Below are 13,858 nucleotides of genomic sequence, written 5' to 3'. Positions count from 1 at the left end.
TCCTGAAAGACCTGGTGGGCAAAATTGACTGCATTTAGCGCATTAGCAAGGTCGTTATTGCTCATTTTTTGTTCCGTCAGAGGGGTAATGGATGAATATTTTAAACTAACCATCAGGATTACGTCCGGGATGAATATTGTTATTCGCCCAGACTCATGAGTAAAAAGAAAACAGAAATCACCATCAGTAAAATAAACAGGCCAACAACACCGGCAATAAAAAGGTCATGTAACATGGTCGCTATCCTGTCGGGCAGTGATGAATAATCGTGTGTCATACGGTTTATATACTGCAGGCGCTTTACATTTTGTTGTACTGTTCAGCCCGAAGCGGGCGTGTTAAGACAACCCGCTTCGGGCATCACATTTACATCACCATCAGAAACGATAGCCCACGCCGAGGTTCCAGCCGTTGCTGTCCAGGCTGCCACTGGCGCGGGTGCTGTCAAAACTGGCACCTTCATAGCCTACGGTGATATTGATGTCTGCGCGCGGTGTAATCTGGAATCCGGCACCATAGCCGTAACCCCATTTGGTGCCCAGGACATCCTCATGGAAGAAAGTGGGGCCGACCTGGGCGTAGAGACCCAGCATGTCGTTAATCTGATACGACGGTCCGGTCAGCAGGGAGACCTGGTCGGCGTTGCCATGGTCACCGCCGCTGCTCATGGTCCATGAGCCAGAGGTGTTCAGTCCCCAGTTATCCGAAAAGGCATGATTATCCCCCAGACGAAAACCGTGCAGGGTACCGGCGCGGTCACTGTGCTGCTGGGCATAGCTCAGAGACACAATATCACTGCCATCCATTGCGGCCATTGCCGGATGTACGGCGCTGAGACCTGCCAGCAGCGGCAGGGCAAACATCAGTTTTTTCATTATCCGAATCCTTATTCATCAGTGTATTACAATGCATTAACAATTAAGCATTCGGCACGGGAGCTATGGTTTGTCCAGATGTGGTGTCATTTTCTGCGGCCATGTCGCCGGGCTGCGCGTTGCAGACACGCCCGAAGTTCGCGTAATGTCGGAGCAGACAAAAAGCTATAATGTTTTTGAACCGGAAAATCCTGCCGTTACGTTAGGGGTTTCTTCATCCTTTCCTCAGCGATTAAGTGACGCCACGATGTGCTGATACTGGTCGTTGAGTCCATCAATGCGGTCATCGTAAAGATGCGACAGGCAGACGGTATTGTCGCCGCACTGCTGGCGTTTCTGCAGCCAGTCGGACTGTTCATCCTGAAGTGCCCCGGCCCCCCATCAGCACTGTCTCCCGCAGCATGTCGAACGTTGTCGTCATCCTGACATCTTTCTCGCTCAGCTCCCGGTCGGCACAGATGGCCTTTTCATCGGATGCGGTGGCGTTACGGCAGTCGAAGCTGGCGGCTGCCGTGGAGCCGGATAACACAAACAACAGAGCAAGAGCGATGCAGGTGACCTGAGAGAAAGATGAGCTGATTACCATGGCTGGCGCTCCTTTAGTTAGCACAGACTGTCGGGTACATGTCCTGACGGGAGACCGCAGGCGTCAACCCTGTCTGTTCAGGGCTGGTTGATATCGCTGGACAATCGTTTTTCCCCGTTGTTAAGCCTGCCGGCAGGAATGAGGCCCGGGAAGGCGCGTTATTGACGGTAAGGGTTCAGAAGGGGACAGAGAATGGCAGAATTGAGCGCGGTTGCGCAGGAGCATGAGGTGAACGCAGCAACCGGAAGGCGGCAGCGTGCCAGCCGTGAACAGCGGTAGTTGCAGACGCTGCAGGATACCGGGACGTTTCGTGAGCGTATGCAGCGCCTGGCGGATAATCTGGCGGTGTGACCGGAGGGGCATGAGGTTACTATTATCGTGCGGGAAAGGGGGCCCGTCGCAACGGCTGGTGCATATACCGTCCCTGGTCTTGTGCTTCACTGTGGGCGCAACCGGGCCGGTTTCACCCCGCAGGCGCTGTACAGCGTGAAAGGGGGGATTCAGCTTAAAAGCGAAGTCACGCTGGCGGCTGATAATCCCCGTCGCCGTCCCCGCACCGAAAAATACATGCTTTGTATGCCGGGGCACCTGTTATCCACGGCAGACCGGGCGATACGCCCTGATGTCAGGACTCCGGGTAAAGGGAAGGTGCTGACCCGCGAGTTGCTGATGGCCGCCATCGCACCGTTATTTGACCATGCGATATGAGCCGGCCCCGCATGGCCCGGATGTTCTGTTGAATGAAAACAATAACAGGGAGGAGCCTGGTATGCGTTCATCTGATTTTCCAGGTATAAAAACGTTATACGGTATTCCGCTTATTGCTGCGGTGCTGTTTTTCACCGGCTGTGCCGTTCGCCCCGCAGACCAGAGCGCTGCGCTTCTGGAAAGTCCGGTGCAGACTGACTCCGCGCAGGCCCTGCTGCGAATGCAGCACAGTGAGGGCAGCAGCAAAACCAGCTGGCAGTTACTTGCCATTCGCGCATTGCTCAGGGAAGGTCAAAACCAGCAGGCCGGCGACCTCTTCAGTCAGTTGTCACCGAAAATGGATGATACCCAGAAACAGGAGCAGTCACTGCTGGCCGCGGAGCTGAAGCTGGCGCAGGGTGATGTCGCAGGTGCTCGGACGCGGCTGGCGAATATCAGTCCGGCTGGCCTTAAGGGGAGCCAGGCTGCGCGTTACTGGCAGGGCATGGTCACCGTTCAGCAGGGTCACCCCTCCATGACACTTCTGCGGATGCTGATGGCTCAGGCACCGTTGCTGACCACCACGCAGGAGAAGCAACGAAACATCGACGGGACCTGGCAGGTGCTTACCGCTATGTCTCCGGCGCAGGCTGATGCAGTACAGACGGCTGCTGATGACAAATCACTTCGGGGCTGGCTGGCGCTCCGCCACGCCTGGTCTGATGACCGTGATACGCCAGACAGACTGAAAGCAGCCGTCAGCGCATGGCAGACACGCTGGCCGCAGCATCCGGCGGCCAGGCTGTTGCCCACTGCACTGGTAAACGACATGAGTTTTCGTCCTGCATCGGTGCGTAAGGTTGCTCTGATGCTCCCCCTGAGCGGTCCGGCGGCCCGCTTTGGTCGGGCGATTCAGCAGGGCTTTGAGGCAGAAAGGAAAGTGGCCCTGTCCGCGTCCGGCGAAGTATCCGAACTGATGCTCTATGATACCGCAACTAGGACAGTGTCACAGCTGCTGACGCAGGCACAACAGGACGGCGCCACGCTGATTGTGGGGCCGCTGTTAAAAAATCACGTGGAGGAACTGCCCGGCAGCAACCCGGCGCTGAATGTGCTGGCGCTGAATCTGCCAGAGACCCCTTTGAAACGGGATAACATCTGCTATTTTTCGCTCTCGCCGGAAGATGAGGCCCGCAGTGCGGCGCGCCATATCCGTACGCAGGGTAAACACTATCCGCTGTTACTGCTCCCTGGCAGCGAAATCAGCGAACGCGTGGCCCGGGCTTTTGCTGACGAATGGCAGAAACAGGACGGTGGTGTCGTGCAGGAACAGCGTTTTGGCTCCCTGGCGAAACTGAAGGTGGGTGTGAACAGCGGTATCACACTGGCTGGGGCTCCGGTTACTGTCTCGCGCAAGGGGACGGAAGGCTATCGCCGGGGACTGGTGGATGCTGTGTATATCATCGCCACGCCGGAAGAAATGGGGTATATCAAACCGATGATTGCACAACGGAACGGCAGTCAGTCCGGCGCGATGCTGTATGCCAGCTCCCGCAGCATCAGCGGTAGCGCCGGGCAGGATTATCGCCTGGACATGGAAGGCCTGCAGTTCAGTGATATTCCGGGTCTGGCAGACGGCAATCCGGGACTGAAGCAACTGGCACTTAACGCCACGGGCAGTGACTATTTCCTGGCCCGCCTGTTCGCCATGGGAGCGGATGCCTGGACACTGGCAAATCACTATGCACAGCTGCGCCAGACCCCTGGCTTTACGCTGAAGGGGAATACCGGTGAACTGAGTGCATCACCGGACTGTGTGATTAACCGTGAACTGCCCTGGTTTCGTTACCAGAAAGGGCAGATTGTGCCGGTGGAGTAAATGCCGGTTTGTGTGCATATTCCACTACGGTTTCCGGCCTCATGACGTTGTTTCGCCGCGCAGTCGATCATGTTTTCAGGCGAATCGCTGACCGACGTTCCACGCGAAAACATGATCGAACAGAGCGGAATACGCACAGGCGAGCGACATGGGAAACATTCATGCCCGGCTCCATCGTCTGCTGGATAATGGCGATCTTCTCCTGAGGAGTCTTACGTTTACGGGCTTTTTGCCCTAACAGGATCCCGGTCATCTCAAAATTGGCGTTAGTGTTAGACATATATTCAAGCCTATCTCTTATCTGGAGATACAGCTACTGTCTGGTGTTTCAGGGGGCTACATCACCCATCTACATAAAGTTTGTGGTATCTCGAATTTAAGACCGTGGTGCAGATATTTTCTCGTGGATTGTAATGCTTATGCCTTGTGCTGATGTGTTTTATTTCTCTGATTAGTACGATTTATCAGCCCTAAGAGTATAATGATAATGAGCTCCAGGAGTGCTTGATGTTATGTCAGCGGGAGTGGCTAAATGATGACCAACATATGCTGTCCACGAACTTACTCAGTCGGGTGTCGCAGATAGGTGGAATGTTTGTATGCGTATGCATAGTTATCTCCCGTTTACTTGTTTTTCTTCATTTTTTTTAAGCCTACTTCACAATTAACAAAAATATACGAATTTTTACTAGAACCTCTTGCTATAAATTTGATAACAATGGGAAATGTTTTGTTAACATATTTTGTTGGTTTCTCTTTATTCACAGCAGGGGATTACTTTGAAAGCGAGACTCTATCTGACACAGCATGAAACAGAAAAAATATTGGGGGCGACGGAAGGGGTAAAAAATGGGTTTCGAGACAGGTGTATGATATTGATGTGTTTTTATCATGGGCTCAGGATAAGTGAACTACTCGGGCTGACGATAAGGGATATCGATCTGGTTGGGGGAAGCATTTACATCAGGCGTCTAAAAAATGGTTTCAGCACCATTCATCCGCTTTTGCCCGAAGAACGAAAGCTATTAACGTTATGGATGAGTCGAGTCCCATACTCGGAAGAAGGATGGCTTTTCCCCAATTCCAGGGGGAAACACATTTCACGCCAGTACATGTATAAACAATTTCGGCAGTATGGGTTATTAGCCGGACTGGCTATTCGAGTCCATCCCCATATGCTACGCCACGCCTGCGGTTACGAGCTGGCTGAGCAGGGGATGGATACGCGGCTCATTCAGGATTATTTGGGGCATCGGAATATTCGTCACACAGTGCATTATACTGCAGGTAATGCTGCTCGCTTCGCACAGACATGGAAAAAACAACGCCTGGCTGTGGTAAGTGATGAGAATGAGCAATACGAGGGAGGTGGGGGGGATTTAGCCTGCGCGAATCGGCCAAAGAGTCTTTCCGCACTGACCATATTATGCCGCGAAGCGCGACGAGTGTTCTCCTTTAAAACATCAGGGTTAAGAAATTTACAAGCTCCGACCAGGTACAGAACTGAGTCCGTCATATCAGTTTAACAAAAATGAAGTGGCAATTTGATCACTTGTAGGAGGCCACTTTGGTTCTAATTACCAAGGAGTATTACTCAGTTTCCTGCAAGGTGATATAGATTAAAATCAAGAGAATAAAATGACGAACGTATAAATATTAGCCTGATCATTCCACTGGTTTGCCCACATGGCTAGATATTCTCCGCCAGTGACAGCAAAACCAGTGTACCAGACTAATACGGCTGGAACACAAACGATAATAAATAATTTTTGCCAGTGGTAATTGTGTTGGATGTGGTTCTGCATGCCCCATGCAACAGATCCAGTCCATCGAGAGAATACAGCACATCGGTTAAAAATAATTCGATAATAATAGCGGTATATCCATCATGCTGCCAGAATGGCGAAGTGATGGCACGGATGCTAATATTGCTGCCGGTAAACTAATGTTCCATACTGTCCATCGATAGGGCGTGTTGAACGAACGGCCAGTTTGTTCCGTATCAAGAATGTTATCCATAGTGACCAGAAGCCCCTACTGAAAATGGCAGTACACCTTTTCGTTATTCTTGTAAAAATATCACTCCAGCACTCCTCATAAAATGAATTCTAGTTTATTTCTGCTTCGGCATTGCAGCTCATAAACAGTGATTAAAGTAAAGAATAATATTTTTATACCAACGGAGGTTGGAGCATTCAGCCAGTAAAAAAATAGATCAGTATTGATTAATTAAGTCATCTTTGGTGTTCCATATTGAGGTGTCATTCCTTCAAGAGAGTCGACGTTGCCAACACTAGCCATTTTCATATTTGTATTACAATGACTTACAGTCGTGCAAAAAAAAAGTAGGATTTCTCAGGTTCCGGCACACGGGATTCAAGAAAATTTCTGCATTCTGGACGTCAGAAAGGCTCTGCGATCGGATATCAGCGACATTACCGAACCTTTAAAAGATAGCTATTCGTTATAGTTGATTTCGCTGTCGACGTGTCCATCCCTTTTGCCACACTTTAAACTTATGGCGGCCGATCAGACACCATTAACTGTATGTTTTTTCATATCTCAACAGAAATAGTAACTTTCCTTGTCTGACGTAAATTTCGTTAAAGGGAGGGGCATCCAGCCACCATCATGCTCACTAACGCAGTAACATTGCCTTGTTGTAATGTTTATGATTGTGGGTGTGCCAGTTAATATACGCGCTGAGTAATGCTGGGGATGTTCAATTATGTTATCGTTCTTTTTAATGCTCTTTGTGATTTTTTTCAGGACTTAATGATACCGTTTCCATTCGACCGCTGATTCAGGTTTGTATCGGCCAAAATTTTTCATTGACCGCAATCGATGAACTTGGCGTCGGAATCCCGCGATTTTCAGTTTTAGATAATGGACAATACTTTCTCCTGATAACATATCTTATATGGAGTCGTCACTGAATTCGTTTAATAAATGACGAAGTTCACATTCGCCATGACAGAGAGCATCTGAAACAGACAGTAGATGAGGTCGAATATATTTATCGCATTGACCCGTCCTCCATTATCTTGCACCGGATATCTTATGCGTGATGTCTAAAACCCACCGGCAGGATTGCGTCTTTGCTGGGTTATTTACCCAGACTTATAAGCAAAAAGAAAACAGAAATTACCATCAGTAAAATAAACAATCCAACAACACCTGCAATAAAAAGATCGTGTAACATGGTCACTATTCTGTCGTGTGCTGATGAATATTGGCTAAAGACATTATTCCGGGTACTTGTTTTATCCGGCAGTATTAATAGTCCCGAAGCCAGCACTTACAGACAACGGGCTTCGGGTATAATGTTTACGTCCCCATCAGAATCGGTAACCTACCCCGAGATTCCAGCCGTTGGCGTCCAAGCTGCCGCTGTTGTGATCGCTGCTGAAGTCTGAACCTTCATATCCAACGGTAATGTTTATATCTGCTCGCGGCGTAATCTGGAGTCCGGTGCCATAGCCATAACCCCACTTAGTGCCCAAAGTATTCTGATGGAAGAACGTGGGCCCCGCCTGGGCGTATAGGCCCAGCAAGTCGTTAATCTGGTAGGAGGGTCCGGTGAGCAGGGAGACGAGATCGGCATTGCCGTGATTACCGCCACTGTTCATGGCCTAGGAAACGGAATTATTAAGCCCCCAGTTATTAGCAAAGGCATGGTTATCACCTAGGCGAAAACCGTGCAAGGTTCCCGCGCGGTCGCTATGCTGCTGGGCGTAGCCTAGGGATAAAATATCGTTGCCGTCCAGTGCGGCTGCCACCGGATGTACGGCACCAAAACCTGCCAGAAGAGGCAGGGTGAGTATCAATTTTTTCATTATCCTTATCCTTATCCACCAGTGGATTACCCTTATTAACAAATTAGGAATGGACACGGGAGCCACGGTTTGTCCAGAAGTTCTAGGCTATTCACCGTGTACGGGCCGTGAGGAAAGGCCCGATTGATAACGTATCGCGAGATATGCATCGTTTTTTTGTGGGATTTAGATATTAAGTCTTGTTTTTATGAATAAAACGGATTAGTTTTCTTCTTAGTTATGATTTTACACGCGTGATATCACCGCCTTTTGAAGCCTACCTTTGCGCGTTTTTTTTCCATCATCTCTCATAAAATTACTTGCTACGAATTACCTCCCGTTGCGGCTAATGGCATGTTGTATGTGCTTTGCCCCGGGAGGCTAGTTGAAAAGGAAATGGCCAATTCTGATTCTGTTCACCTGTTTCAGTATCGGGCTGGCGATTTATTGCCATGTGATTCTGCAGTTCGTTTCAGACTTTCCGTTCACCACTATTGATGATCGGTTTTTGAGAAGGACTTTTTTCTCCATTTAGTATTTTTTGCAACAAATAGTTAATAAGGACTTGGCAGCAGGTATATCCCTTTTCCATTATCCCATTCGAGACGACTTAGCTCAGCAAGCAGAGCAACTGACTTGTAATCAGTAGGTCACCAGTTCGATTCCTGTAGTCGGCACCATTTCATTCAACAAGAAAACGCACCGCATGGATGAATCCCAGGCGTTGGGCACGATGGGACAGTGCGTTTCCTTGTTGTGATGAATCCCCCTGTGCGATGGGGCGTAAACAGCAAAAACAAACCGTTATCTGCGTGGTTTGGGACATCCGTTAGCTAGTCATGGTTGCTGATCAAAGGCTCACCGGGAGGCACCCGGCACCACACTACCAATTAAGCGGTCATCGTATAATGGCTGTTACCTCAGCCTTCCTGGCTGAAGGTTCGGTTCGGTTCGATTCCCGCTGACCGCTCCAGAACATGCCTTCCTGTCTGCGATGAAGGATTAACCCGGAGTGACGGGAGGGCGAACAGTAAAGCGCACTGACTATGGTAACCTCAGGTTCTCCAGTACAGGCGGTGTGCGGTCAGTGCGCTTTACTGTTGCGGTGAATCCCACTATGCGTAGGGGCATAAACAGTAAGTACGTCCCAAGATTGATTGATATGCGAGTCACGGTGACTGACCAACGGCTCATGGAGAGGCACTCCGCACTGCGACACCACATATGTTTTGTAGAAGAGAAAAAAATGCTCTGTAAATTATGTTTTTACTTGGAGGAATGCTGGTAACGGTTTCCACGTTAGCAAAATCAGAACCTATTCATACGGGAAGTGATAGTTTTCACTTGGTAACCATCAATGGCAGACAGATTCACTCCGAATTCTCTTGTCAGGGTGAGCTGCTCCCCATTGATTAAGTCACCACGATGTTAGTAATGTCTTCATTAGCAACGTGAGGACATCCCCATGAAGAAGCGTTTTTTTGACGAACAGATCATTAATATTCTCCGCGAGGCCGAGGCTGGCATTTCCGCCCGTGAGCTTTGGCGTAAGCATGCAATTTCTGACGCAACCTCTTTCACTTGGCGTAAGAAGTTTGGTGGTATGGACGTCCCTGAAGTAAAACGCCTTAAATCGCCTGAAGAAGAGAACGCTCGTCTCAAGAAGTTTCCTGCAGAAGCCATGCTGGATAAGGAAGCATTACAGGTGGCGTTGGGCCGAAAGTACTGACGACAGACCACAAGCGGGAAGCTGTTGTAGTGAAGTGTGAAGCGACGGATCTGTCGCAACGTTGGGCCTGCAGGCTGGCTGGTTTGTCCCTGTCGACTTGGCGCTATGAAGTACAGCGTCCGGCGGCTGATGCGTATTTATCCGGACGCATCACTCAGCTGAGCGCCGGCGTTTCGGTTACCGCCGTATATGGCAGCAACTGCGACGAGAAGGCCTGCATGTTAATCACAAGCGCGTGTACCGCCTTTATCATCTCGGCTGCCCAGGAGTTAAGCGCAGATGACGTTGTAAAAGAATGGCAACAGAACGTCTTCCATTGCTCCTAATCTGACTTGGTCGATGGATTTCGTCATGGACGCACTGGCTACCGGACGCAGGATCACGTGCCTGACCTGCGTCGATGATTTCACGAAGGAATGCCTGACAGTCACTGCTGCCTTCGCTATATATCAGGAATTCAGGTCACATGTATTCTGGACAGTATTGCGTTATATCGTGGCTATCCGGCAACGATCAGAACAGATCAAAGACCAGATTTATCTGCCGGGCACTGGACCAGTGGGCCTTTGAGCATGGCGTTGAGCTTCGGCTTATTCAGCCGGGCAAGCCGACACAGAACGGGTTTATCTAAAGCGTTAATGGTCGATTTCGAGATGAGTGTCTGAATGAGCACTGGTTCAGCGATATTGGTCACGCCAAAAAAATCATTAACAACTGGCGGCAGGACTATAGCGAGTGTCGTCCTCATTCCTCACTTAATTATCTGACGCCAGCGGAGTTTGCAGCGGGCTGGCGAAATGGAAAAAATGTAGGAAAACAAACCGACTAATGTGTTTAATACAGGGGGCAGGTCAAGGGCATACAGCATTCTCGAATGGTTAAAACTTTCCAATCGAGAGTAAATCTCCCCCGCGTCGGTACTGACAAAAAAATAACCATGATAGTTCTACGAAAGAGCCAGTTTTAAAATTAGATTTTAATAAACAGCTCACTCCATAACACGTGGGCTTTCTCGTATCTGGTTGTTCAGACTCTAGGCACAAGCGTCAATTACAGCTCAGGCGCATTACTATCTGTCAGTCTTTGATTTTCTGCATCAGCAGGTGAACGGCAATCCCAAGCCCGTAGAAAAATGCAGTCATGAGTATTATCTCAGGCAGGGTTATCATGAGCCATCACCTCTGTTGGTTTGGTATGTAAATTATCAACACCCGATAAAGTGATAATGGGTGATAATGCAAGTACAGCGTCTTTACATAAAATCACTTTCAGCGGCTGCGTTTATGCGCGGTCTTTTTCTTATCTGGTAAGGATATAGATTAAGCATTCCCAATATTTTCCATTATAAAAAATGTAATAAAGTATATTTACTGATGTAAACGTACACAAGAAAAGTCCAACATAAATCATGATAAATCAATCAGATGATAATCGTTTTGGGGAGGTTTTTTTCCACTGCATGCGCAAAAAATAGACTGCATGACCGGATGATCATCAAATTCCATCGTTCGCCTGGCAATTACGGATGGACTATCGTTACGCACCGGTACCATAGGAAACAAGGCATTGATTGAAGAGATTCTGCAGGTAACGAGTGAGAACGCGGACGACGGGTTTGCTCGAAACTAAATTACCCGCGATCCATGAATCGCCACGGATAATTTAGACACTTCTGAGTCGTTGATAATATAGGTTTTCATATTCAGCCGGTGGCATCTGCTCGCTCGAACCATGCCGACGCTTACTGTTATAAAACATTTCGATGTAATCAAAAATATCGCTTCTGGCTTCGTCTCTCGTTCCGTAGATCTTTTTCTTAATCCGTTCGCGTTTCAGTAGCTGGAAAAAGCTTTCCGCAACCGCATTGTCGTGGCAGTTACCGCGACGACTCATGCTGCCTTCCAGACCGTGTGATTTCAGGAACGACTGCCACTCATGGCTCGTGTACTGACTGCCCTGATCAGAGTGAACCAATACCTGTTTTTGAGGATTACGCCTCCACACCGCCATAAGTAATGCGTTCAGGACAATCTCTTTTGTCATACGGGGTTGCATTGACCAGCCGATAACCTTACGTGAGAACAGCTCAACAACCACGGCCAGATACAGCCAGCCTTCGTGGGTCCTGATGTAGGTTATGTCCGTTACCCAACGCTCATCCGGAGCATCCGGATTGAACTGTCGCTGGAGCCTGTTGGGCGACACGATGCTGGCTTCGCCTTTACGTGCCCGTGGGCTACGGTACCCAACCTGAGCTTTTATTCCGGCACGTTTCATCAGCCGCCAGACCCGGTTCACTCCGCACTGTTGCCCGGTATCACGCAGATCGAGATGGATCTTGCGATAACCATAGACGCAGCCAGACTCAAGCCAGAGCTGTTTGATCTGCCCGGTCAGCATCTGGTCTGCCTGGTGACGCTGTGAATGTGGCTGCTGAAGCCAGAAATAAAATCCACTCGGATGCACATCCAGAACCCGACAGAGCAAACGAACAGGCCAGCAACGGCTGTTGTCGCGGATAAAGGCGTACCTCAGTCGGACAGCTTTGCGAAGTACGCCGCGGCTTTTTTTAATATGTCCCGTTCGTCGGTAACCCGCTTCAGCTCTTTCTGGAGACGGCGGATCTCGGCCTGAGCATCCGACTGTGCATTATTAGCGGAAGAATCCGGACCGTACTTCTTTATCCAGGCGTAAAGGCTGTGGGTGGTGATATCGAGACGTGTTGCAACGCTGGAAACAGAATGACCACGATCAACAACCTGTTTGACTGCTTCAATTTTAAACTCTTCAGGATAACGCTTACCGCTCATGGGCACCTCTCTTTAAGTCATCTTAAATGACTCTGAGGTGTCTGTTAAACCCATGGCGATTCACCAGAATATGCCACCCTATCTGCGCTATTCAGTATAAAGTGGCAATATTCATTTCTGATTAATTACTTGATTCTTTGTGACTTAGAAAAACTATCAGCGCAAGCGTGTTGGGTAACATATAAAGCAATGCACCCAATTGCGTGGAAAGTGGGTTTTCTTTCGCTTCCCAAGCCATGAACCAGTCACCGGCAACCACCATGAAACCAATACCCCATACTAGAATTGCGCAAGCAGCACCGAGCATAGCCCACGCTTTCCCTAATGAGAATTGTTGGTACGGTTTCGCAAAGTTCTTGAGCATTAAAATCAAACCAACAGAAGCGAAAATACCTGCCAGTGTCTCCATTGAAGTAATAACAGCCAATCCTATATATGGAGCGTCAGGTAAGTTTATTGCCCTCCACATTTGCCTTGGAAGGTTATAGGTATCCTTCATAGACAACATTGTTCCCACAGCATTCTGGGCAGTATCGGAAAAATCACCAACATTATTCATAAAGCTGAAAATACCCCATAGCGCGGGAAACAGCGCCATGATCAGACAAACCAAACGTGACACTTTGAGTTCATTCATCTCGTTACCTTAAACAAGTTTTAGGATCATTAAAAAATCAATGGAAGCCCCCAACTGTCAAGGCTATACAACGAGATAAATTTTCAAAATTCATTAATATTAATTATAAACATATTGACTTGCATGATTCCCGTTAGGAATATACGCTTTGTTTGGGAGAGATCCCGAACCCGGCCCAGTGCTCGCGGGCTCTGGGTGCTGCGCCACCTTCCTATTTATGGTCTTTGGATAGCGCTATCGTTTTATGGCGCATGAGGCAAAATGCTCTCTTTTTATGTGATTGTAGTAGCTCTTTCCACTAAGGCTCGCCCAATCCTCTGGAAGCCTTTTCCCGTAGTTCTCCTATGCGATCAATTTCATAGTAAGCACTCAGACAACCACAGTAAGAACACTGAACTGGACCATTATGAAGTTTCATATACGGAATGCCTTGAATCGCCACGGGTTTTTCAGTCAACTATAATGGGCTTTCGGAGTAACGTAAAAGCCTATTTTTGAATGGACGCTTTTTTTTGGAAAAAAGAATGACCTTTGGGTTCAGCGCTCATCTAATAGCACCTCGCTAAATTCCAGTTAGCCTCGGGTAGTTGGTTGGAAGAAGTGCCTCAAATTTATATGCCCCGCTCCAGTGGTTTTTTATTATCTAAACATCCTGACGGGCCAGATCATCGACAGGATTAGCAATTATTATGTACTTCCAGACGAGATGTTAACTTTTGATTAATAAGGTAACCAGGAGTTAATGAAGGGTTGCCACACTCACTTCCCCGTTTCCATCATCCTGTCCGCGCCGACTTAGCTCAGCAGGCAGAGCAACTGACTTGTAATCAGTAGGTCACC

General features: G+C 48.7%; 10 protein-coding genes, 1 tRNA gene and 3 pseudogenes. 5 read left to right on the top strand and 9 right to left on the bottom strand.

Annotated elements, in window-relative coordinates; translation table 11 throughout:
* Nucleotides 1-377 precede the first annotated feature (377 nt).
* Both AAIR21_RS26750 and AAIR21_RS26745 read right to left on the bottom strand, forming a co-directional pair.
* Nucleotides 378-875: an outer membrane beta-barrel protein gene (locus tag AAIR21_RS26750; RefSeq protein WP_047356289.1), complete on the bottom strand. Its 498-nt coding sequence runs from the start codon at nucleotides 873-875 to the stop codon at nucleotides 378-380.
* 355 nt (nucleotides 876-1,230) lie between these two features.
* Nucleotides 1,231-1,461: a lysozyme inhibitor LprI family protein gene (locus AAIR21_RS26745; RefSeq protein WP_333168981.1), complete on the bottom strand. Its 231-nt coding sequence runs from the start codon at nucleotides 1,459-1,461 to the stop codon at nucleotides 1,231-1,233.
* Nucleotides 1,462-1,839: 378 nt separating this feature from the next.
* Between AAIR21_RS26745 and AAIR21_RS26740 the strand changes: the two genes are divergently transcribed.
* A complete protein-coding gene (locus AAIR21_RS26740; RefSeq protein WP_333168982.1) occupies nucleotides 1,840-2,169 on the top strand; it encodes a hypothetical protein in 330 nt (109 codons plus the stop codon).
* 61 nt (nucleotides 2,170-2,230) lie between these two features.
* Complete coding sequence (locus AAIR21_RS26735) at nucleotides 2,231-4,027, top strand: penicillin-binding protein activator (protein WP_047356292.1); 1,797 nt, start codon at nucleotides 2,231-2,233, stop codon at nucleotides 4,025-4,027.
* A 67-nt stretch (nucleotides 4,028-4,094) separates the two neighbouring features.
* Here AAIR21_RS26735 and AAIR21_RS26730 read toward each other — a convergent pair whose 3' ends face one another.
* Nucleotides 4,095-4,307, bottom strand: coding sequence for a hypothetical protein (locus tag AAIR21_RS26730; protein ID WP_080964448.1), 213 nt, complete (start codon nucleotides 4,305-4,307; stop codon nucleotides 4,095-4,097).
* 499 nt (nucleotides 4,308-4,806) lie between these two features.
* On the opposite strand from AAIR21_RS26730, the pseudogene AAIR21_RS26725 reads away from it, so the two are divergent.
* Nucleotides 4,807-5,355: pseudogene (locus AAIR21_RS26725) on the top strand (tyrosine-type recombinase/integrase); the annotation flags it as partial.
* Nucleotides 5,356-5,652: 297 nt separating this feature from the next.
* Here the strand turns inward: AAIR21_RS26725 and AAIR21_RS26720 are convergent.
* The 3 genes from AAIR21_RS26720 to AAIR21_RS26710 form a co-directional block, all read right to left on the bottom strand.
* Nucleotides 5,653-5,886: a DUF2165 family protein gene (locus AAIR21_RS26720; RefSeq protein WP_422701767.1), complete on the bottom strand. Its 234-nt coding sequence runs from the start codon at nucleotides 5,884-5,886 to the stop codon at nucleotides 5,653-5,655.
* Between the two features lie 1,479 nt (nucleotides 5,887-7,365).
* Entirely contained in the window at nucleotides 7,366-7,656 is a 291-nt protein-coding gene (locus tag AAIR21_RS26715; protein WP_422701766.1) for an outer membrane beta-barrel protein, read from the bottom strand.
* A gap of 3 nt (nucleotides 7,657-7,659) precedes the next feature.
* Nucleotides 7,660-7,863 carry a hypothetical protein gene (locus AAIR21_RS26710; protein ID WP_422701764.1) on the bottom strand — a complete coding sequence of 68 codons (204 nt, stop codon included), beginning with the start codon at nucleotides 7,861-7,863 and terminating at the stop codon, nucleotides 7,660-7,662.
* 873 nt (nucleotides 7,864-8,736) lie between these two features.
* Between AAIR21_RS26710 and AAIR21_RS26705 the strand changes: the two genes are divergently transcribed.
* Nucleotides 8,737-8,815, top strand: a tRNA-Gly gene (locus AAIR21_RS26705).
* Between the two features lie 492 nt (nucleotides 8,816-9,307).
* A pseudogene (locus AAIR21_RS26700) lies at nucleotides 9,308-10,400 on the top strand (IS3 family transposase).
* 833 nt (nucleotides 10,401-11,233) lie between these two features.
* Here the strand turns inward: AAIR21_RS26700 and AAIR21_RS26695 are convergent.
* The 3 genes and pseudogenes from AAIR21_RS26695 to AAIR21_RS26685 all read right to left on the bottom strand — a co-directional run bounded on the left by AAIR21_RS26695 (nucleotide 11,234) and on the right by AAIR21_RS26685 (nucleotide 13,436).
* A protein-coding gene (locus AAIR21_RS26695; protein WP_410389640.1) for an IS3 family transposase occupies nucleotides 11,234-12,381 on the bottom strand; the annotation gives its coding sequence in 2 pieces (ribosomal slippage) (nucleotides 11,234-12,144 and nucleotides 12,144-12,381; 1,149 coding nt in all).
* A 121-nt stretch (nucleotides 12,382-12,502) separates the two neighbouring features.
* Complete coding sequence (locus tag AAIR21_RS26690) at nucleotides 12,503-13,018, bottom strand: DUF2165 family protein (RefSeq protein WP_333168983.1); 516 nt, start codon at nucleotides 13,016-13,018, stop codon at nucleotides 12,503-12,505.
* A gap of 211 nt (nucleotides 13,019-13,229) precedes the next feature.
* Nucleotides 13,230-13,436, bottom strand: a pseudogene (locus AAIR21_RS26685) (hypothetical protein).
* Between the last annotated feature and the right edge of the window lie 422 nt (nucleotides 13,437-13,858).

Origin of the sequence: Enterobacter sp. PTB (genome assembly GCF_051130085.1) — a bacterium.
Classification (GTDB): domain Bacteria; phylum Pseudomonadota; class Gammaproteobacteria; order Enterobacterales; family Enterobacteriaceae; genus Enterobacter; species Enterobacter ludwigii.
The sequence above is the reverse complement of the archived record's forward strand: the minus strand, read 5'-3'. Positions and strand labels throughout refer to the sequence as shown.